19 protein-coding genes are annotated in these 21,207 nt (G+C 61.1%); 16 read left to right on the top strand and 3 right to left on the bottom strand.

From position 1 onward, the window contains the following. Positions 1–107: 107 nt before the first annotated feature. The 4 genes from AC3ISR_RS16670 (at position 108) to AC3ISR_RS16655 (ending at position 5,161) form a co-directional block, all read left to right on the top strand. A complete protein-coding gene (locus tag AC3ISR_RS16670) occupies positions 108–377 on the top strand; it encodes a hypothetical protein (protein ID WP_192296449.1) in 270 nt (89 codons plus the stop codon). Between the two features lie 151 nt (positions 378–528). Beyond that, complete coding sequence (locus tag AC3ISR_RS16665) at positions 529–2,640, top strand: TonB-dependent receptor family protein (RefSeq protein ID WP_463985091.1); 2,112 nt, start codon at positions 529–531, stop codon at positions 2,638–2,640. Positions 2,641–3,689: 1,049 nt separating this feature from the next. Further along, complete coding sequence (locus tag AC3ISR_RS16660) at positions 3,690–4,229, top strand: sigma-70 family RNA polymerase sigma factor (protein WP_463985094.1); 540 nt, start codon at positions 3,690–3,692, stop codon at positions 4,227–4,229. Further along, positions 4,229–5,161: a FecR family protein gene (locus AC3ISR_RS16655; RefSeq protein WP_463985093.1), complete on the top strand. Its 933-nt coding sequence runs from the start codon at positions 4,229–4,231 to the stop codon at positions 5,159–5,161. Before AC3ISR_RS16660 ends, AC3ISR_RS16655 begins: the two co-directional genes overlap by 1 nt. Here the strand turns inward: AC3ISR_RS16655 and AC3ISR_RS16650 are convergent. Beyond that, positions 5,158–6,975 (bottom strand): sigma-54-dependent Fis family transcriptional regulator, encoded by a 1,818-nt coding sequence (locus tag AC3ISR_RS16650; RefSeq protein ID WP_192296446.1) that lies wholly within the window; start codon positions 6,973–6,975, stop codon positions 5,158–5,160. The genes AC3ISR_RS16655 and AC3ISR_RS16650 overlap by 4 nt on opposite strands. A gap of 353 nt (positions 6,976–7,328) precedes the next feature. On the opposite strand from AC3ISR_RS16650, the gene AC3ISR_RS16645 reads away from it, so the two are divergent. From AC3ISR_RS16645 to AC3ISR_RS16615, 7 genes are all read left to right on the top strand, one after another. Then, on the top strand, positions 7,329–8,423 hold the full coding sequence (locus AC3ISR_RS16645; RefSeq protein ID WP_226456330.1) for an ABC transporter ATP-binding protein: 1,095 nt from the start codon (positions 7,329–7,331) through the stop codon (positions 8,421–8,423). Next, on the top strand, positions 8,423–9,520 hold the full coding sequence (locus tag AC3ISR_RS16640) for an ABC transporter ATP-binding protein (protein ID WP_305391057.1): 1,098 nt from the start codon (positions 8,423–8,425) through the stop codon (positions 9,518–9,520). The genes AC3ISR_RS16645 and AC3ISR_RS16640 overlap by 1 nt, the downstream gene beginning before the upstream one ends. Further along, on the top strand, positions 9,517–10,383 hold the full coding sequence (locus AC3ISR_RS16635) for a carbohydrate ABC transporter permease (RefSeq protein ID WP_017735078.1): 867 nt from the start codon (positions 9,517–9,519) through the stop codon (positions 10,381–10,383). Before AC3ISR_RS16640 ends, AC3ISR_RS16635 begins: the two co-directional genes overlap by 4 nt. Before the next feature lie 10 nt (positions 10,384–10,393). Continuing rightward, positions 10,394–11,194: a carbohydrate ABC transporter permease gene (locus AC3ISR_RS16630; RefSeq protein ID WP_017735079.1), complete on the top strand. Its 801-nt coding sequence runs from the start codon at positions 10,394–10,396 to the stop codon at positions 11,192–11,194. A gap of 10 nt (positions 11,195–11,204) precedes the next feature. Next, complete coding sequence (locus AC3ISR_RS16625) at positions 11,205–11,477, top strand: DUF2160 domain-containing protein (protein WP_192296443.1); 273 nt, start codon at positions 11,205–11,207, stop codon at positions 11,475–11,477. Positions 11,478–11,509: 32 nt separating this feature from the next. Then, positions 11,510–13,252 (top strand): ABC transporter substrate-binding protein, encoded by a 1,743-nt coding sequence (locus AC3ISR_RS16620; protein WP_192296442.1) that lies wholly within the window; start codon positions 11,510–11,512, stop codon positions 13,250–13,252. 109 nt (positions 13,253–13,361) lie between these two features. Further along, positions 13,362–14,504 carry a helix-turn-helix domain-containing protein gene (locus AC3ISR_RS16615; protein WP_489324335.1) on the top strand — a complete coding sequence of 381 codons (1,143 nt, stop codon included), beginning with the start codon at positions 13,362–13,364 and terminating at the stop codon, positions 14,502–14,504. A 246-nt stretch (positions 14,505–14,750) separates the two neighbouring features. Here the strand turns inward: AC3ISR_RS16615 and AC3ISR_RS16610 are convergent, their stop codons facing one another. Together AC3ISR_RS16610 and AC3ISR_RS16605 are read right to left on the bottom strand one after the other, a co-directional pair. After that, the gene (locus AC3ISR_RS16610; protein WP_192296441.1) at positions 14,751–15,176 is read right to left on the bottom strand and encodes a hypothetical protein; all 426 of its coding nucleotides are present in this window, start codon (positions 15,174–15,176) and stop codon (positions 14,751–14,753) included. A gap of 98 nt (positions 15,177–15,274) precedes the next feature. Continuing rightward, positions 15,275–16,171: a LysR substrate-binding domain-containing protein gene (locus tag AC3ISR_RS16605; protein ID WP_192296440.1), complete on the bottom strand. Its 897-nt coding sequence runs from the start codon at positions 16,169–16,171 to the stop codon at positions 15,275–15,277. A gap of 172 nt (positions 16,172–16,343) precedes the next feature. Here AC3ISR_RS16605 and AC3ISR_RS16600 point away from each other — a divergent pair, with 172 nt between their 5' ends. The 5 genes from AC3ISR_RS16600 (at position 16,344) to AC3ISR_RS16580 (ending at position 21,061) form a co-directional block, all read left to right on the top strand. Next, complete coding sequence (locus AC3ISR_RS16600) at positions 16,344–17,291, top strand: branched-chain amino acid ABC transporter permease (RefSeq protein ID WP_226456327.1); 948 nt, start codon at positions 16,344–16,346, stop codon at positions 17,289–17,291. Continuing rightward, entirely contained in the window at positions 17,288–18,373 is a 1,086-nt protein-coding gene (locus AC3ISR_RS16595) for a branched-chain amino acid ABC transporter permease (RefSeq protein ID WP_463984819.1), read from the top strand. Before AC3ISR_RS16600 ends, AC3ISR_RS16595 begins: the two co-directional genes overlap by 4 nt. Next, positions 18,370–19,143 carry an ABC transporter ATP-binding protein gene (locus AC3ISR_RS16590; RefSeq protein WP_463984820.1) on the top strand — a complete coding sequence of 258 codons (774 nt, stop codon included), beginning with the start codon at positions 18,370–18,372 and terminating at the stop codon, positions 19,141–19,143. The genes AC3ISR_RS16595 and AC3ISR_RS16590 overlap by 4 nt, the downstream gene beginning before the upstream one ends. Then, positions 19,136–19,852, top strand: coding sequence for an ABC transporter ATP-binding protein (locus tag AC3ISR_RS16585; protein ID WP_463984821.1), 717 nt, complete (start codon positions 19,136–19,138; stop codon positions 19,850–19,852). The genes AC3ISR_RS16590 and AC3ISR_RS16585 overlap by 8 nt, the downstream gene beginning before the upstream one ends. A 69-nt stretch (positions 19,853–19,921) precedes the next feature. Continuing rightward, positions 19,922–21,061 (top strand): branched-chain amino acid ABC transporter substrate-binding protein, encoded by a 1,140-nt coding sequence (locus AC3ISR_RS16580; protein WP_192296435.1) that lies wholly within the window; start codon positions 19,922–19,924, stop codon positions 21,059–21,061. The last annotated feature ends 146 nt before the right edge of the window (positions 21,062–21,207 follow it).

Raw genomic sequence — 21,207 nt, 5'->3', positions numbered from 1 at the left:
GTTGTTTCGCTTTCCGGTGTAGGAACGGGCCTAAGTGCACGGACGCTGCTTGAAACGCTCTCGGCTCGGCAATAGCCTCGGACTTTTCTTAAACATGAGTGGCTGCCTTGGGTAAGCAAAAAACGCGTTGGCCGACTGATCGCGAGATTCGCCTGCGATTTATCCTGTTTGCCGTCATCAATGCCGCGAGCGTTCAAGGCGTTTCTGCGGAATTGTTATTGCCCGCGCACAAACTGCTGCGGGAATCGCCGACAGAGGCGCAGTTGCACGACACCCTGGCCGAGATTTTGGCGACCGATGAAATGTACGGTTTACGGTTTCCTCCCGGTTCAGAGGCCGATGAGCTGTTGCAGACGCTGAATCTCAGCCGCGGTTAGATCGGTCCTTTCCTTCTGGCAGGCCGCCATTGCTGATCGCTTGTACGCCACAGGTAAATACCCGGTTGATCAGGCGTGACTTGAGCGCGATCCTTGTCTTCCCATCAGGGCCCCGCCATTTTCGCCTCCCCGATTTCCAAGGACCCACCCCATGTTGCTGCGTCAACCTCCGCTCCTTTTCGCTGCCCTGACCTTTGGCTCACTGGTGCACGCCGAAGGTCTGCAACTGGCCCCGGTCGAAGTCACCAGCAGCGAAGCCAGCGCCGGCGAAATCGCCGAGGCGCAGCTCAAGAGCGTGCCCGGCGGCACCAACTACATCGACATGGACAGCGTGCAACAGGGCAGGTTGAGCACCAACGAGGACGTGTTCAAGTACCAGGCCGGGGTGTACGCCAAGGCAGCGAACAACGAAGGGATCAAACTGTCGATCCGTGGCTCGGGTTTGAACCGCAGCCCCGGTGCCCATGGCTCGGGCCTGTATGAAATGTTCGACGGCCTGCCGCTGACCGGCCCCGGCGGCACGCCCTATGAATTGAAAGACCCGTTGTGGCAAAGCCGCGTCGAAGTGCTGCGCGGCGCCAATGGTTTCGACCGGGGCGCCTTGGCCCTGGGGGGCGCGGTCAACTACGTGACCCGCACCGGCTACGATGCGCCCAAACTGCAACTGCGCTATGAAGTGGGCAGCAAAGGTTACGCCCAGCGCGAGATCAGCTCGGGCCAGGTGTTGGGGGATGCCGACTACTACATCAGCCTCACCGACTCCGAATCCGACGGCTACCAACGCCAGAGCGCAGCCACCGGCAAAGGCTTCGCCGCCAACTTCGGCTACCGCTTCAGCCCGGAATTGGAAACGCGTTTTTACATCCGTTACCGCGAAACCACCAACGATACCCCCGGCAAGTTGACGCGCAACCAGATCAGCCACGACCCCCGCGCCGCCAACAGCCTCAACGCCGCCCGTGACTCCAAGCGCCTGCAACCGGGCTCGACCTGGATCGCCAACAAGACCACCTTGCAGCTGGACGACAACTCCCGCGTCGAATTCGGCCTGGCTTACCACGATTACCCGATGGACCTGCGCGAAGGCACCATCCGCCTGAAAGTCGCCTACACCGACATCAGCAGCACCCTCAATTACATCCGCCAGGACACGCTGTTCGGGCACGACAGCAAGACCACCATCGGCCTGCGCACTACCCAGGCGATGCCCAATAACGGTGGTGCGGAATACGTGCGCATACCGGCCGGCAACACCGCAACCTATGCCCCCGGCACCAAGACCCGCGACTACAGCTACCTGGGCTCCGACACCGTGCTGCACATCGGCAACGACCTGGAGCTGGTGCCAGACCTGTGGCTGACCACCGGCCTCGCGGCAATCTATACCCGCCGCGAAACCGAAGTGACCTACCCGGACGCCCACGCACCGCTGAGCCAGCACGATTGGGACTACGCGCCACGGGTCGGCCTGCGTTACGACTTCACGCCGCAATTGCAGGTCTACGGCAACCTGAGCCGCTCGGTGGAACCGCCGCATGCGTGGTCGATGATCTGGGGTTCGAACAAGTACTTTACGAGCGGACCGGCCAACGGCATGGCCCGCGAAGGTGTCAGCCTGAAAAATCAGACCGCCACCACCCTGGAAGTCGGTGGGCGTGGCGAACACTGGTTCGGTCAGTGGGATCTGGCGCTGTACCGCTCCGAAGTGCGTCACGAACTGCTCACCGTCGAAACCCAGGCGCAGACTGCCACAACCAACGCCATCGTCGCCGAAAACAACGCTAGCCCGACCATCCACCAAGGCATCGAACTGAGCCTGCTCAGCCCGTTGTGGGACGGCGGCGGCAGTGGCAAGCTCGACCTGCGCCAGGCATACACCTTCAGCGACTTCCACTACCGCGACGATGAGCGCTTCGGCGACAACACCTTGCCGGGCATCCCCAGGCACTACTACCAGGGGCAGTTGCGCTACAGCCATCCGACCGGTTTCTACACCAGCTTCAACACCGAGCATTCGTCAAAAGTGGCAGTGGACTATGCCAATTCCTACACGGCTGCGTCCTACACCCTCTTGGGTGCAACCTTCGGTTACGACGCCCCCAAGCACGACTGGCAAGCCTGGGTTGACCTGCGCAACCTCACCAACCGTCGCTACGCCAATACCGTCACGCCAGGTTACGACGACAAGGGCACAGACATGGCGCGTTCCACACCGGGCGATGGTCGCGGCATCTACACCGGCGTGTCCTGGAGCTGGCGCTGAGGCTAACAGACCGTCATCGCAGGCAAGCCAGCTCCCACAGGGGATTGGCGTTGGCTGTGAGATCTATAGCCAGACGCGTTCTGCCGAACAACACAGCTCACCTGTGGGAGCGGGCTTGCCCGCGAAAGCGGTGGTTCAGCCAACACCTCCACCAACAGTGCCACCGCCTTCGCAGCCTCGCTAGGGCTCGACAGCTCCCACAGGGGATTGGCGGTGGGAGAGGGATCTCCAGCCGAACACTGACATCCCAGCAACACAGCTCAAATGTGGGAGCGGGCTTGCCCGCGAAAGCGGTGGTTCAGCCAACACCTCTACCAACAGTGCCGCCGCCTTCGCAGCCTCGCTAGGGCTCGACAGCTCCCACAGGGGATTGGCAGTGTCTGGGCTATCTCCAGCCGAGCACTGACAGCCCGCCAACCCCAATCACCTGTGGGAGCGGGCTTGCCCGCGAAAGCGGTGGTTTAGCCAACATCTCCACCAGCAGTGCCACCGCCTTCGCAGCCTCGCTAAAGCTCGACAGCTCCCACAGGGGATTGGCGGTGTGAGAGGGATCTCCAGCCGAGCGCTGACATCCCAGCAACACAGCTCAAATGTGGGAGCGGGCTTGCCCGCGAAAGCGGTGGTTCAGCCAACATCTCCACCAGCAGTGCCACCGCCTTCGCAGCCTCGCTAAAGCTCGACAGCTCCCACAGGGGATTGGCGGTGTGAGAGGGATCTCCAGCCGAGCGCTGACATCCCAGCAACACAGCTCAAATGTGGGAGCGGGCTTGCCCGCGAAAGCGGTGGTTCAGCCAACACCTCTACTAGCAATGCCACCGCCTTCGCAGCCGCGCTAAAGCTCGACAGCTCCCACAGGAGATTGGCAGTGCCTGGGCGATCTCCAGCCGAACGCTCACTTCCCATCAACATCAATCAACTGTGGGCTTGCCCGCGATGGCGGTCCGTCAGTCAACAGTGATAGGTGCTGCTCAGTGGTTCTTGCTCCTACTTCGTTTTACTGGCATTGTTTGCGCAATTGGTAATATTTCCCATTTGAGACTCTTTTGCGCATGCATGACATTCCGGCCACGCTGGACGGTTCAGCCCGTCAGCAGACCCTTGCGGCAATGTATAGCGAGCACCACGGCTGGTTGCACGGCTGGCTGCGCAAAAAGCTGGGTTGCTCGCAACACGCCGCCGACCTGGCTCACGATGCGTTTATCCGCGTCCTCATGCTCGCCGAACCGCAACATATCAAGGAACCCCGGGCGTTCCTGGCCACCACGGCAGGGCGCTTGCTGATCGATAGTGCCCGTCGTCGCCGTATCGAAAAAGCCTACATGGAGGCCCTCGTCGTCCAGTGCGAAGATGCCGGCATGCCCGACCCAGCGGCGATCCATGTCGCGCTGCAAGCCCTGGAACGCATCGCCGAGATGCTCGCCGGCTTGCCCGCCAAGGCTCGCGAGGCCTTTCTGTTAAGTCGCCTCGACGGGCTCACCTACAGTGAAATCGCCACGCGCCTGGACGTTTCCTCCAGCACCGTCAAAAACTACATCTCCAGCGCCCTGGTGCACTGTTACCACAGCCTGCACGGGGCCGACCCGCTCTAATGAACTGCGAACACATCATCCAGCAAGCGGCGAATTGGCTGACACGCCTGCACGACGAAGACGTCAGCGACGCCGAGCGCCAGGCCTTCCGCGCATGGTGCGACGCCGACCCGCGCCACGCCGTCGCCGTCGAGCGCATGCGCGGCCTGTGGGGCAGCCTCGACACCTTGCCGGCAAAGCCTGCGCGTCGCGCCCTCAACCGTGCGTTTGCGCCCCAACGCCGGCGTGGCGCCCAGGCGGTCGGTTTGCTCGGCGTGGTGCTCTGCGCCTGGCTGGGCCTGCAACACCTGCCGGTGTGGATGGCTGACCAGCGCACCGGCGTCGGCGAACGCCGGCAGATCGCCCTCGACGATGGCAGCCAACTGCAGCTCAACAGCAACTCGGCGGTGGACGTGAAATTCGACGGCCACCAGCGAGTGATCGAGTTGCTGCAAGGCGAACTCTGGGTCGATGTGGCCAAGGATGCGCAGCGACCGTTCGTAGTGCGCACCGACCAGGGCACGGCGACGGCACTGGGCACCCGTTATCTGGTCAAGCGTGCGGCCGACGGAACGACTGTGGTCACGGTGATCGAGTCCACCGTGGCCGTGCAGGGCGACAGCCGCGACAGCGTCAAGGTCATGGCCGGCCAGCGTTCGGTGCTTGACCACGGTCACGCGCAGCCTGCGCAAGCCACCGGCAATGCCGATGCGGACGCCTGGACCCGTGGCCTGCTCAAGGTCAATGACCAACCCCTCGGCGACGTCCTGCAAACCTTGGCCAGCTATCGCCACGGGATGCTGCGTTTCGATCCCGAGGCCCTGCGCAACCTGCGGGTGTCCGGGGTGTTCAAGCTGGATGACACGACAGCGGCGCTTGCGGCACTGGCGGATAACCTGCCGATCCAGGTGGAGTACTTCACCGACCTGCTGGTGGTGGTCAAGCCGCGCTAGGGTTCGTTCTGGCGCAGGCGTTTGTACAGGGTGTTGCGGCTGACGCCGAGTTCCCGCGCAAGGTGGGAAATGTTCCCGCCGAGCGCCTTCAAGCGCTGGTTCAGGTCGATGTTGTCATCCAGAAACTCGTTGGCGGGCAGCGGCGGCGTCAGGTTCAGGTCGACAAAAAAATCATCCGGCAAGTGCTCCGCGCGAATCGGCTGCTCTTCGGCCATCGCCAGCGCGACCTGCAACACGCTGCTCACCTGGCGCAAATTCCCCGGCCACGGATGCTGCTCAAACAGTGCCAGCACCTCGGCGCTCAGCCCGGCCCATTGGGTCGGCTCGCGGTGTTGTTGCCACAGTTGCTGGAACAGCGCCTGTTTATCGGTGCGCTCGCGCAAGGGCGGCAACTCCAGGGTCAAGCCACCAATGCGGTAGTACAAATCCTCACGAAAACGCCCGGCTTGCACCCATTCGCGCAGGGCGCGGTTGGTGGCCGAGATAATGCGCAAATCCACCGGGAACAGCTCGCTGCTGCCGACTGGTTGCACACAACGCTCCTGCAATACCCTTAGTAAACGCGCCTGTGTCGGCAGCGGCATATCGCCGATCTCGTCAAGAAACAACGTGCCCTTGTCGGCCTTGCGGATCAGGCCAATGCTGCCTTTCTGATTGGCCCCGGTGAACGCGCCTTTTTCGTAGCCGAACAGTTCCGATTCCACCAGCTCAGCCGGAATGGCCGCACAGTTCACCGCGATAAACGCCTGCTGGCTGCGGGAACTGGCCTGGTGCAGGGCTTTGACGAACACCTCTTTGCCCACGCCGGTTTCGCCGTGGATCAGCAGCGGAATGTCCTTCTCCAGCAACCGCTCGGCCTGGCGTACAGCCTTCTCCACGCGCAGGTCGCCGAAGTGCAAGGTTTTCAGGCCAACCGCTGTCGGCTTTGGCGCTGCGGGCTGTGTGAATACTCGCGCCTGCACCGGCATCTGTTTGGGGCGTTTCAACAGGCACTGGAACCGATTGCGTCCCGCCGCCTGCAACGAAAACGGCAAGCCTTCCGGCTGGTTCAACAACTCCAGCAGCGACACCTTGAACAAACGGTCGATCATCACCCGCGACAAGCTGATGCCCAGCAGGTTGTCTGCACGGCGGTTGGCCGAGAGCACCTGGCCGCTGTCATCAAAGATCAGCAGGCCGGCCCATTGGCTGTCGAGGTTGTTCAGGCCGGTGTTGAAGGTCAGTTGGAAGTGTTCACCGCGAAACAGGTTGAGGATCAGCCGGTTTTCCACGGTCTGGCTCATCATCTTGACCATGCCCAGGGTGTGGGAGGGCGGCAGGTAGCTGTCGCTGGACACATCCAGCACCGCAATGATCTCGCGCTGCGCATCGAAAATTGGCGCCGCCGAACCGGTCATGAAGCGGTTGGCCTTGAGGAAGTGTTCGTCGTGCTCGATATGCACCGCCTGGGCACAGGCCAGCGCGGTGCCGATGGCATTGGTGCCGCTGGAACGCTCCTGCCAGCTGGCGCCAGGGTTGAAGCCGCGGGCCAGTTTCGGCTCGATGAACCGCTGGGTGCCCCACGAGGTCAGCACCTGGCCCTGGTTGTCGGCCAGCATGATCAGGCAGTTGGAATTGCTCAGGATGTTTTCGTAGTACGGCAACACTTCCTGGTGGGTGGTCTGCACCAGGGAATGTTGGCTTTCGAGCAGTTGGCTGATGCCTGCGGCGGGCAGTTGATCAAAGCTGGGGGCGCTTTGATGGTCCAGGCCGAATGCGCGGCAACGGCGCCAGGATTCCTGGATAAGGGTGTCGTGAGTCAAGGGTTCGGCCATGGTGTGACCTTCTTTTATTGTTATTTTTATACAGCCTTGCGCAGCCCCGATGTGGGAGCGGGCTTGCCCGCGATAGCGCGGGTTCAGTCACTGAATATGCAAGCTGATACACCGTCATCGCGGGCAAGCCCGCCCCCACAAGTTGCCTGGGTTGGTCATTGAATCAAGCCCAGAGAGTGTTGTTCAGAACTGTTCATTGTCAACCCCCGAACTGTTCAGTTGTTCAGTCGGATTGTTCACTCCCGAACATCCCATTCAAGCCATTTCCTCATACATCAAGCACTTGCAGTTTTGGCACGAAACTCGCTCTGACGAATGGCCAGATTCATTCCAATAATAAAAAAGGTCGTGTCATGTCATTGACCCTGGAACATGTCTCCCGCGTCGTTGAAGGCCAAACCTGGATCGACGACGCCACCCTGCGTTTCGAAGCCGGTTCCTTCAACGTGTTGCTCGGCCGCACCCTGTCCGGCAAGACCAGCCTGATGCGCCTGATGGCCGGCCTGGACAAGCCCGACAGCGGCCGCATTCTGATGAACGGCGTGGATGTCACCCACAAGCCGGTGCGCCTGCGCAACGTGTCGATGGTGTATCAGCAGTTCATCAACTACCCGACCATGACCGTGTTCGAAAACATCGCCTCGCCCTTGCGCCAGGCGGGGATGGCCAACGAGCTGATCCAGAGCAAGGTGCTGGAAACCGCCAAGATGCTGCGCATCGAGAAATTCCTGCAGCGCCACCCGCTGGAATTGTCCGGCGGCCAGCAGCAGCGCACGGCCATGGCCCGGGCCTTGGTGAAGGACGCCGAGTTGATCCTGTTCGATGAGCCGCTGGTGAACCTGGACTACAAACTGCGCGAAGAGCTGCGTCAGGAAATGCGCGAGCTGTTCAAGGCGCGCCATACCATCGCCATCTACGCCACCACCGAACCCAACGAAGCCCTGGCGCTGGGTGGCACCACCACCATCCTTCACGAAGGTCGGGTGATTCAGAGCGGCAAGGCCGCCGAGGTCTATCACCAACCCCAGAGCGTGCTGGCTGCCGAGCTGTTTTCCGAACCGCCGATCAACCTGATGCCGGGGCGCATCAGCGGCAACGAAGTCAGCTTCGCGAATTTTGTGCACTTCCCGCTCAATGTCGATTTGCGCCCCATCGGTGAAGGCGAATTTCGTTTCGGCGTGCGTCCCAGCCATATCAGCCTGGTGCCGAGCAACGACGATGACCTGGAGCTGGCGGTGACTGTGGAAGTCGCCGAGATCAGCGGCTCGGAAACCTTTCTGCATGTGCGCAGCGAACATTTCCTACTGGTGCTGCACCTGCCGGGGGTGCATGAGTACGACGTCGACGCACCGATCCGCGTGTATATCCCCACCCATAAACTGTTTGTGTTCGATAGCCAGGGCCGCTTGGTCCAGGCTCCCGGGCGACGTGTTGCGAGGGTTGCCTGATGGCCGAGATCCATTTGCAGAACCTGGCGCACAGCTATAGCCCTACGCCGAGTGGTCCTGAGGACTACGCAATTAGGGAAATGAACCACGTCTGGGAGCAGGGCGGTGCCTACGCGTTGCTCGGGCCGTCGGGTTGCGGCAAGTCGACCTTGCTCAACATCATCTCCGGCCTGCTCAGCCCCTCCGAAGGCCAGGTGCTGTTCGACACCAAAGTGGTCAACGACCTCACCCCGGAAAAACGCAATATTGCCCAGGTGTTTCAGTTCCCGGTGGTGTACGACACCATGACCGTGTTCGACAACCTGGCGTTCCCACTGCGCAATCAGGGCATGGCCGAGGCGAAAATTCACAGCAAGGTGCAGGAAATTGCCGAAGTCCTCGACCTGCAAAACCTGCTGACGAAAAAGGCGCGCAACCTCACCGCCGACGAAAAGCAGAAAGTCTCCATGGGCCGTGGCCTGGTGCGTGACGACGTGTCGGCGATCCTGTTCGATGAACCGCTGACGGTGATCGACCCGCACCTCAAGTGGAAGCTGCGGCGCAAGCTCAAGCAGATCCACGAGCAGTTCAATATCACCATGGTCTACGTGACCCACGACCAGTTGGAAGCCTCGACCTTCGCCGACAAGATCGCGGTGATGTACGGCGGGCAGATCGTGCAGTTCGGTACGCCGCGTGAACTGTTCGAGCGTCCCAGCCACACCTTTGTCGGCTATTTCATCGGCAGCCCTGGGATGAATCTGATCGAGGTGCAGGCCGAGGCAGGCGGGGTGCGTTTTGCTGGCACCCATCTGCCGTTGTCCGAGGCGCTTCAACAGCGCATCAGCGACACGCCTTACAAAAAACTCCAGGTCGGTATCCGCCCGGAATTTATCCACGTATGGGATGAGTACAACCCTGACGCCCTGCACGCCGATGTCACTCATCTGGAAGACCTCGGCACCTACAAGATCATCACCCTCAACCTCGACGGCGCGCTGTTGAAGGTCCGCCTGGCCGAAGACAAACCGGTGCCGGAAGGCCAGGCCTGTATCAGCTTCCCCGCGCAATGGCTGATGCTCTACGCCGACGACTACCTGCTGGAGGTACAGCCATGAACAAGGTGCAGAACAACAAGGCCTGGTGGCTGGTGTTGCCGGTGTTCCTGCTGGTGGCGTTCAGTGCGGTGATCCCGATGATGACCGTGGTCAACTACTCGGTGCAGGACATCTTCGACCAATCCAGCCGCTACTTCGTCGGTGCCGATTGGTACAAGCAGGTGCTGCTCGACCCGCGCCTGCACGACTCACTGTTGCGCCAGTTCATCTACTCGGCCTGCGTGCTGTTGATCGAAATCCCTCTGGGCATCGCCATCGCCTTGACCATGCCGACCAAGGGCCGCTGGTCGTCACTGGTGCTGATCATCCTCGCGATTCCGTTGCTGATCCCATGGAACGTGGTGGGCACCATCTGGCAGATCTTCGGCCGCGCCGACATCGGTTTGCTGGGTTACAGCCTCAACGCGCTGGGCATCAGCTACAACTACGCGGCCAACACGGCAGACGCCTGGGTCACTGTGCTGGTCATGGACGTATGGCACTGGACCTCGTTGGTGGCGCTGCTCTGCTACTCGGGGCTACGGGCCATTCCGGATGTGTACTACCAGGCCGCACGGATCGATCGTGCATCCGCCTGGGCGGTGTTCCGACATATCCAGTTGCCGAAGATGAAAAGCGTGCTGTTGATCGCGGTGATGCTGCGCTTTATGGACAGCTTCATGATCTACACCGAGCCGTTCGTACTGACCGGCGGTGGACCGGGCAATGCCACTACCTTCCTCAGTCAGACGCTGACCCAGATGGCCGTAGGTCAATTCGACCTAGGGCCGGCGGCAGCGTTTTCCCTGGTGTACTTCCTGATCATCCTGTTGGTGTCCTGGCTGTTCTACACCGCCATGACCCACTCCGACGCCAACCGCTGAGGCCGCAGACATGAGCAAGCGCAAGGTTATCCCGCTGCTGATCTACATCCTGTTCCTGTTGGTGCCGATCTATTGGCTGCTGAACATGTCCTTCAAGAGCAACACCGAAATCCTCGGCGGGCTGACGCTGTTTCCGCAGGACTTCACCCTGGCCAACTACAAGGTGATCTTCACCGACCCGAGTTGGTACACCGGCTACCTCAATTCGCTGTACTACGTCAGCCTGAATACGGTGATTTCTCTTACGGTGGCGCTACCGGCGGCCTACGCTTTTTCGCGCTATCGCTTCCTCGGCGACAAGCACCTGTTCTTCTGGCTGCTGACCAACCGCATGGCGCCGCCGGCGGTGTTTTTACTGCCGTTCTTCCAGCTGTATTCGTCGATCGGTTTGTTTGACACCCACATCGCCGTGGCACTGGCTCACTGTTTGTTCAACGTGCCGCTGGCGGTGTGGATTCTTGAGGGGTTCATGTCCGGCGTTCCCAAGGAGATCGACGAAACCGCCTACATCGACGGCTACTCGTTTCCCAAGTTTTTCGTGAAGATCTTTATCCCGCTGATCGGCTCGGGCATCGGCGTGACGGCATTTTTCTGCTTTATGTTTTCCTGGGTCGAGCTACTGCTGGCGCGTACTCTGACCTCGGTCAACGCCAAGCCCATTGCGGCGGTGATGACCCGTACGGTCTCGGCATCGGGCATCGATTGGGGCGTACTGGCAGCGGCGGGGGTGTTGACCATCCTGCCCGGCATGCTGGTGATCTGGTTTGTTCGCAACCACGTGGCCAAGGGCTTTGCCCTGGGCCGGGTCTGAGGAGTCGATGATGGAATGGATGGCCTGGACCACCCCCACTGCACTGTTCTTCGGCGGCATTGCCCTGATTCTGGCGGGCATGACCACCTGGGAACTGCGTTCGCCGAGTATCCCCCGGCGCGGTTTTTTACCGATCAGCACCACCCGTGGTGATCGCCTGTTTATCGGTCTTCTCGGCAGCGCCTACCTGCATTTGCTGGTAATCGGCGTCACCGGCTGGAGCATCTGGGTGGCGACTGCGCTGTCCCTGGTGTGGCTGTTGAGCGTGATGCGTTGGGGCTAGTGCCCTTATGAATAAACAACCAGGAGGTCTCTATGTTCGATAAAAACAATAAGCTGCGACATAGCATTTCATTGGCCGCCGTCTTGGCCCTCAGCGGTTTGAGCGCTTCGGCCTGGGCCGATGCGTACGAAGATGCCGCGAAAAAATGGATCGGCAGCGAGTTCAAACCATCCACCCTCACGGCCGAGCAGCAGCTGGCGGAACTCAAGTGGTTTATCAAGGCAGCCGAACCGTTCCGTGGGATGAAGATCAACGTGGTGTCGGAAACCCTCACCACCCACGAGTACGAATCCAAGGTCCTGGCCAAGGCCTTCAGTGAAATCACCGGGATCAAGCTGACCCACGACCTGCTGCAGGAAGGCGACGTGGTGGAGAAGCTGCAAACCCAGATGCAGTCCGACAAGAACATCTATGACGGCTGGGTCAACGATTCCGACTTGATCGGTACGCACTTTCGCTATGGCAAGACGGAATCCATCACCGATCTGATGGCCAACGAAGGCAAGGACTTCACTTCGCCGACGCTGGACCTGAAGGACTTTATCGGCCTGTCCTTCACCACCGCGCCGGACGGCAAGCTCTACCAACTGCCTGACCAGCAGTTCGCCAACCTGTACTGGTTCCGCGCCGACTGGTTCGAACGTGCGGACCTCAAAGCCAAGTTCAAGGAAAAGTACGGTTATGACCTCGGCGTGCCGGTCAACTGGTCGGCCTACGAAGACATCGCCAAATTCTTCAGCGAAGACGTCAAGGAGATCGACGGCAAGCGCGTGTATGGGCACATGGACTACGGCAAGAAAGACCCGTCCCTGGGCTGGCGCTTCACCGATGCCTGGTTCTCCATGGCCGGTGGCGGCGACAAAGGCTTGCCCAACGGCCTGCCGGTGGACGAGTGGGGCATTCGCGTCGAGGACTGCCATCCGGTGGGCTCCAGTGTCACCCGTGGCGGCGACACCAACGGCCCGGCCGCCGTATTCGCCACGCAGAAATACGTGGATTGGATGAAGGCCTATGCGCCACCGGAAGCAGCGGGCATGACCTTCTCCGAATCCGGCCCGGTGCCGTCCCAGGGCAATATCGCCCAGCAGATCTTCTGGTACACCGCGTTTACCGCCGATATGGTCAAGCCGGGCCTGCCAGTGGTGAATGCCGATGGCACGCCGAAATGGCGTATGGCGCCGTCGCCGGTAGGGCCTTACTGGGAAGAAGGTATGAAGAAGGGCTATCAGGACGTAGGCTCCTGGACCTTCATGAAGTCCACTCCAGAGAAGCAAAAGCTTGCGGCCTGGCTCTACGCGCAGTTCGTGACCTCAAAAACCGTCTCGCTGAAGAAAACCATCGTCGGCCTGACGCCGATCCGAGAGTCCGACATCAACTCCCAGGCCATGACCGACCTGGCGCCGAAGCTGGGTGGCCTGGTGGAGTTCTACCGCAGTCCGGCTCGACTACAGTGGTCGCCAACCGGCACCAACGTGCCCGACTACCCGCGTCTGGCGCAGCTGTGGTGGAGCAACATCGCCGCCGCCGCCAGCGGCGAGAAGACCCCGCAACAGGCGCTGGATAACCTGGCCAAGGAGCAAGACGCAATCATGACGCGCCTGGAGCGTTCCAAGGTGCAAACGACGTGCGGCCCGAAAATGAACCCCGAGCGTGACGCGCAATACTGGTTCGACCAGCCGGGTGCACCGAAGCCGAAACTGGCCAACGAGAAACCCAAAGGCGAGACCGTGGCCTACGGCGACCTGCTCAAACAATGGGAGGCCGCCCGTAAGTAACAACTTGTAGTGAGCGGGCTCGCCCCGGTACAAACCGGGGACATCGTTTACATATCTAACCGGGGACATGGTTTACAGGTTAATACGCATGATCAGGAGGTAACTGATCATGCCCTGGAACCAAGAGTCTCCCATGGATCAACGAATCAAACTGGTCATCGACTGGCTTTCTGGTGACTTCAGCAAAAGCCAGCTAGCTCGGCGCTTCGGCGTCAGTCGACCAACTGTAGATAAATGGATCTCCCGTCACGTTGACGGCGATTTGAAGTCGTTGGCAGAGCTGTCTCGACGACCTCATACCAGCCCAAACAAGACTGACGATGAGATCTTGGCTCGCATAGTGGCGATGAAAGAAACCCACGATAAATGGGGGCCGAAGAAGCTTGTCAGGCTATTACGAATCGAGGATCCGTCAGTCGCCTGGCCATCGCCCAGCACGGCAGGCCAATGGCTTGACCGGCTTGGGCTTGTCAGTAAACGGCGCTTCAAGCGACGGCACAGCACTGCTCACAGGGAAATGCGCGAAGCCAACGAGCCCAACAAGACGTGGTGCGTTGATTACAAGGGGCAGTTCAAGATGCTCAACGCCCAGATGTGCTATCCCCTGACCGTTACGGACCATGCCTCTCGCTTGATTTTGGCCTGCAGGGCTCACCCCAAAATCAAGACCTTGCCCGTCAAACAGGCATTCGAGAGGCTTTTTCAAGAGTACGGGATGCCGGAAGTCATTCGCTCTGACAACGGCGTTCCTTTTGCTTCTCCAGGCCTGGCAAGAATGTCCACACTGGCAGTTTGGTGGATCCGCCTGGGTATTTACCCGGAGCGAACCATGCCGGGAAGACCTGCCCAGAACGGCCGGCACGAACGGATGCATCGTAGTTTGAAGTTTGAGTTGCCACTGGGGAAAAACCTGGTTGAGCAGCAGCTCTTGCTGGAGCATTTTCGACATGAATTCAATTACATACGACCTCACGAGGCGCTGGGCATGAAGCGCCCGGGTGAGGTATATGTGCCGTCTACTCGACCTTATCCAGGATGTCTGCCGGATGTGGAGTATGCCGCGGAAATGAAAGTACGAAGCGTCAGACAGAACGGCTCAATCATGTGGAAAGGAAAGTTGTTGTTTGTAAGCGAAGCGCTATCAGGAGAGCGGATTGCGCTCAAAGAAGTTGAAGATGATGTTTGGGATCTGTACCTGTGTGACTATCCCCTAGGGAGGCTTGGACGAGGCATGGGCCGCGTCCAAGCCTAAAATGTGTAAACGATGTCCCCGGTTTCAGATGTAAAGGATGTCTACGGTTCTACACCCGCGCTGGGTGGCGAAGCCGCCCCAAACCCAGGCGCCGCGGTGTATCAGAAAGACCGAGGTGTCTGGTTTTAGGGCGGCTTCGCCCCCCCAGCGCGGGGCGAGCCCGCTCACTACAGATTTTGGTTGTTGGCGAGGATCTGCGCCGCTGTCAGCGCATTCGCCAACCCCCTGCGACATTATTCAGGTTGTTCAGTCCTGCAACTGGATGTGCAACTCACCGTCCACTTCCTTGACCAGCTCGCTAGCCAAAAACAGCGGCACCAGACGCTTGTGCAATTGCGGCTCGACAAACTCCTTCACCGTCTCCAGTGCCAGTACGCCGCTGAGCGGCAACTCAGCCTTGGTGTACGACAACCACGCCTTCTTCAACACCTGCAACACATCGCTGCCCGAGGTGGTGGCGAAGCGACGGTGGGTGGGTTTGCCGTCAAAGGTAAAGGTGTGCTGGAACGCATAGCCGCTTTCATCGCCCTGGCTGGCGGTGCAGCGGATGCAGGTGCACGGGCCGTCGCCGAACGCTGTGCGCAGGTAGCTGTTGAAGTCCACCACGGGTTTGAGTGACAGGCGCTTATCCACCTCGAACAGGTCCCCGGTCATTTTTTCGTCAGTGTTCAACGTGCATTTCCTCGCAGGTTCGGCGGTTTTTCAGAGCGCGGCACAATAGCAGCTAAATTCGGCTCTGGCTCAATTCAAGACGCGGATCTTCACGCGGCTCAGGCGGCAATCAAACTGCGCTTGATCCAGTCATACAAGTCATTGCCCTCGCTCGACAACTCACTGTTGGCCCGCCGACACAGGTAGTACTGGCGGCCATCATTCACTTCCAGTTCAAACAGCTTCACCAGCTCGCCACTGGCCACCAGCGGTGCCACCAGCGGCTCGCGCAGCAGTGCGCAGCCCAGGCCGGTGAGGGTGGCGGTCAGCGCCAGTTGGCCGTCTTCCAGCAACAACCCATTCAACGCCGTGGCATCCACCTCGGCGGCCTCGAACCATTGGCCCCAGGTGCCGCGCTCTTCGTCGTGCAGCAGCGGCAGTTCACTCAGCGCCGCAGGCGTGTCGATCGGCCCGTGTTGCGCCAGGAAGGCGCGGCTGCAATAGGGCGTGACCGCGCCAGAAATCAGCGGCTCACTGTGATAGCCCGGCCAGTGCCCGGTGCCGAAACGGATCGACAGGTCGGCCGCGTCGCTCGGGTAGCTGCGGTGGTTGGCATAGGTCACGTTGATGTCCAGTGCCGGGTGGTCCTTCAGAAAACTCGCCAAGCGCGGGATAAACAGGTTGATGCCAAACAGTGGGATCAGGCTGATGGTCACCTGGCGCGTAGCGCTTTTTTCGCGCACATGTTCGGTGGCACTGCGCAGCACCGCAAACGCCGAACGGATGGCGCGGTAGTACTCGCGGCCTTCGTCGGTAAGCACCAGGTTGCGACCTTGACGCAACGTCAGCGGCTGCTGCAGGAAGTCTTCCAGCAAGTGCAGTTGATGGCTGATGGCCGAGGCGGAAACGTCCAGCTCGCGCGCGGCGGCATTCACCCCGCCATGACGGGCAAAGGCTTCGAACGTGCGCACGGCGCGCAGGGGAGGGTCATTGGCTAACTGTTCTGATTTATTCATGTGTTGAATTAAATACCAACTAAATTCGCAAATAAAGAGCCATAAGTGCCGTATTTTCGGCATAAATAGCCTGTTTTAAGCTTGATATAACCATATGACTTTCTGTTATTTGATAAAAACAGAATAGATGCTTAGTGTGCCGCCCCTGTACGCACTGAGGTCGACGGTTTTCATGGATGGGTTTATCCAACAACTGCTCAATGGTTTGATGACGGGCAGTCTCTACGCGCTGGTGGCCCTGGGTTACACCATGGTCTACGGCATCTTGCGCATCATCAACTTTGCCCATGGCGATGTGTTGATGATCGGCGCGCTGGTGGGCCTGTCGGTGATCCGCTTGTTGCAGGCGACCTGGCCCGCTTTGCCGCCAGTGCTGGTGCTGCTCGGCGCCACTGTCGTCGCCATGGCGTTTTGCGCAGTTCTCGCGGTGGTGATCGAACGTGTCGCCTACCGTCGCCTGCGCCATGCCCCACGTCTGGCGCCGTTGATCAGCGGTATCGGTGTGTCGTTGCTGCTGCAAACCATCGCCATGCTGGTGTGGACCCGCAACCCGCAGATGTTCCCGCAACTGTTGCCGCTGGAGCCGATTGAAGTGTTGCCCGGCGCCTGCGCGCATCCGGCGATCACCAACGTCACGGCGCTGACGACGATTGCCATCGCCCTGTCAGTGATGGCCGCGCTGCTGGTGCTGGTGGAGCGCACGCGCTTCGGGCGCGCCATGCGCGCCGTGGCAGAGAACCCGCAAGTCGCCAGCCTGATGGGCATCAGCCCCAATCGCGTGATCGTCATCACCTTTGCCATCGGCGGCGCATTGGCAGCGCTCGCCGGGATCATGATGGCCAGCAACTACGGCAGCGCGCATTTCTACATGGGCTTCTTGCCGGGCATCAAGGCCTTCACCGCTGCGGTGCTGGGTGGCATTGGCAACCTCAAGGGCGCCATGCTGGGCGGCTTGCTGCTGGGGTTGATCGAAGCCCTCGGTACCGGCTATCTGGGCGCGGCCACCAACGGCGTGTTTGGCAGTAATTACCAGGATGTGTTCGCCTTCATCGTGTTGATCGCGGTGTTGGTATTGCGTCCTTCCGGGTTGTTGGGTGAACGTTTGGCGAGCCGCGCATGATCAACGCCCTGACCCCCAACCAGCGCGCGAGCCTGGGCCTGCTGCTGTTCGCCGTGGCCCTGGTGCTGGCGCCGTGGATCGTCGGCCACGCCGGCGGCAACACCTGGGTGCGCACCCTGGATTTTGCCCTGCTGTACATCATGCTCGCCCTCGGGTTGAACATCGTGGTCGGTTACGCCGGGCTGCTGGACATGGGCTTCATCGCGTTCTACGCGGTGGGCGCCTACCTCGCCGCGCTGCTCTCGTCGCCCCATCTGCTGCAACAGTTTCCCGCGCTGGCGGCGTGGTTGCCGGCGGGCATGCACACCTCGATCTGGCTGATCCTGCCGTTGGGCGCGTTGCTCGCCGCCGGGTGCGGCGTGGTATTGGGCGCGCCGACCTTGCGCCTGCGCGGCGACTACCTGGCCATCGTCACCCTGGGTTTCGGCGAAATCATCCGCATCCTGCTGCGCAACCTGGATCGCCCGGTAAACATCACCAATGGGCCCAAGGGCATCGCCCAGGTCGACCCGGTCAACCTGCTCGGCGTCAACCTGGGCCGCACCCAGGAACTGTTCGGCCTGCGCTTGCCTTCGGTGTATCTCTATTACTACCTGTTTGCGGCGCTGGTGCTGCTGATCCTGTTCGCCTGCATCCGCCTGGAGCATTCGCGCATCGGCCGCGCCTGGGTAGCGATCCGTGAAGACGAAGACGCGGCCCAGGCCATGGGCATCAACACCGTGCGCCTCAAACTGCTGGCGTTTGCGATTGGCGCCGCGTTTGGCGGGGTGAGCGGGGCGTTGTTTGCGTCGTTCCAGGGCTTTGTTTCGCCCGAGTCTTTCACCCTCAACGAGTCCATCGCTGTGCTGGCGATGGTGGTGCTGGGCGGCATGGGGCATATCCCGGGCGTGATTCTTGGCTGCGTACTGCTCGCCGCCTTGCCCGAAGCCTTGCGCGCCAGCATGGGGCCGCTGCAACAGGCGCTGTTCGGCCAGGTGCTGGTGGACCCGGAGATCATCCGCCAGCTGTTCTACGGCCTGGCGCTGATTCTCGCGATGCTGTACCGACCCGCCGGATTGTGGCCCAAAGGAGTGGCACGATGAACGCACCGCTGTTGCAGATCGACAAGGTCAACAAACACTTCGGCGGCGTGATGGCGCTGACCGACGTGAGCCTGAGTATCCAGCCCGGCGAGATCTACGGATTGATCGGCCCGAATGGCGCGGGCAAGACCACCTTTTTCAACGTGATGACGGGGCTGTATACCCCGGACTCCGGGCGCTTCCAGCTCGAAGGCCGGGAGTACCAGCCCACCAGTGTGCATCAGGTGGCCGAGGCTGGCATTGCGCGCACCTTTCAGAATATCCGCCTGTTCAATGCGATGAGCGCCCTGGAAAACGTCATGGTCGGTCGCCATGTGCGCACCCGCAATGGCTTGTGGGCGGCCTTGAGTCAGCACCGCAGCGCCCGCGACGAAGAGGCGCAAACACGCGCCCATGCTCATCGTTTGCTGGCCTATGTGGGCCTCGCCGGGTTTGCCAACTACCGCGCCGACAGCCTCAGCTACGGCCATCAACGACGCCTGGAAATCGCCCGCGCCCTGGCCACCGAACCACGCCTGTTGGCCCTGGATGAACCGGCGGCGGGCATGAACGCCAGCGAGAAAGTGCAACTGCGAGGCCTGTTGGAAAAAATCCGCGACGACGGCCACACGCTGCTGTTGATCGAACACGACGTGAAGCTGGTGATGGGCGTCTGCGACCGCATCAGCGTGCTCGATTATGGCCAGGTCATCGCCTTCGGACCGCCCGCTGAAGTCCGTCAGCACCCGGCGGTCATCCAGGCTTATCTCGGAGCCAGCGCCCATGTCTGAAGCCTTATTGAAAGTCGAGGGTTTGCAGGTGCGCTACGGCGCTATCGAAGCGGTCAAAGCCCTCGACCTGCATATCCACGAAGGCGAGCGCGTCACGCTGATCGGCGCCAATGGGGCGGGCAAAACCTCAAGCCTCAAGGCGTTGACCGGCCTGCTGCCAGCGGCGAAGGGCGAGATTCGCTTTGCCGGGCGATCGATCCTTGGCCAGGCGCCCGAGCAACTGCTGCGCCAAGGCATCGCCATGGTCCCGGAAGGGCGCGGGATTTTCGCGCGCATGAGCGTGCTGGAAAACCTCCAGGCCGGTGCCTTTCTACGCCGCGATCACGCGCAAGTGCAGCGCGAAATACGCGAGCTGTTTGGGCACTTCCCGCGCCTGGAAGAACGCCTGCACCAATCTGCCGGCCTGCTGTCCGGCGGCGAGCAACAGATGCTCGCCCTGGCCCGTGCGCTGTTGTCGCGCCCGCGTTTATTGATCCTCGATGAGCCGTCGATGGGCCTGGCACCGATCATGGTCGAGAAGATCTTCCAGGTGATCGACGACGTATGTCGCCAGGGCATGACCCTGTTGCTGGTCGAACAAAACGCGCGGCTGGCCCTGCAAGTCACCGACCGCGCCTACGTGATGGACACCGGCCGCATCAGCCTCAGCGGCCCGTCCCGGGATTTGTTCGAACACCCCGAGGTGCGCAGTGCGTACCTCGGCGAATAACCACACCCCCATGACGCTACCGGACGCCCGGCGTGTTCCGACCCGCCCGAAAAGAAGCAGGAACCCCAGATGAACACTTTGAACAAAACCGCATTGATCGGCCTGGCCCTGAGCAGCCTCGCCAGCGCCGTGGCCCAGGCCGACCAGACCGTGCTGATCGGCCTGGCAGGCCCACTCACCGGCCCGTCGGCCCGCATCGGCAAGGACCTGGAAAACGGCGCCAGACTGGCCATCGACCAGGCCAACGCCAAGCACCCGACAATCAACGGGGAGGCGGTGACCTTCAAGCTGGTCTCCGAAGATGACCAGTCCGACCCACGCACCGCCGTCACCGTGGCCCAGCGCCTGGTGGATGAAGGCGTGGTCGGCGTGGTCGGTCACTGGAACACCGGCACCAGCATCCCGGCGGCGCGGGTGTACCACGATGCCGGGATCGCCCAGGTGGCGCCGGTCGCGACCGGTCACGCGTACACCCAGCAGGGTTTTGATACCAGCTTTCGGATCATGGGCCATGATGATGACGGCGGTCAGGTCGCTGGCAACTATGCGCTGAACACGCTCAAGGCCAAGCGCATCGCCGTGATCGACGACCGCACCGCGTTCGGCCAAGGCCTGGCGGACCAGTTCGTCAAAGCCATCGAAGCCGGCGGCGGCAAAGTCGTCGGCCGCGAATACGTGGATGACAAGACCATCGACTTCAGCGCCGTGCTCACCAACATCCGCAGCCAGAATCCGGACCTGATCTTCTTCGGTGGCGTCGACTCCCAGGCTGCACCGCTGGCCCGTCGCATCAAGCAACTGGGGATCAAGGCGCCGTTGATGGGGGCCGGTGGCTTTGTCAGCCAGACCTTCCTGGAACTGGCGCAGAACGAAGGCGAGGGCGTGATTGCCCTGGAACCGGGCCTGGCGATTGCGCAGATGCCCGGTGGCAAGGCGTTCGAGCAGGCCTACAAAGAGCGCTACAAGGCCAACATCGAACTGCATGCGCCATTTGCCTACGACGGCGTTGGCGTGCTGGTGGCGGCTATCGAGAAAGCCGATTCGGTCGACCCGCAGAAATACCTGCCGGTGCTGCGCGCCATCAGCTACCCAGGCGTGACCGGCACCCTCGCGTTTGATGCCGAAGGCAACTTGAAAAAACCGTCGTTCACCGTGTACCAGGTCAAGGCCAACCAATGGCAGCCGGTCAGCGTGGCGGGCGGCCAGTAACCCACTGGCCGGGCGCGAGCTTATTGTAGTGAGCGGGCTTGCCCGCGCTGGGGGGCGAAGCCGCCCCAGACCCAGGCACTGCGGTCTTCCTGATACACCGCGGCGGAGCGTTTTGGGGCGGCTTCGCCCCCCAGCGCGGGGCAAGC

The sequence above is a fragment of the Pseudomonas sp. GL_117 genome (genome assembly GCF_057835125.1).
The sequence above is the reverse complement of the archived record's forward strand: the minus strand, read 5'-3'. Positions and strand labels throughout refer to the sequence as shown.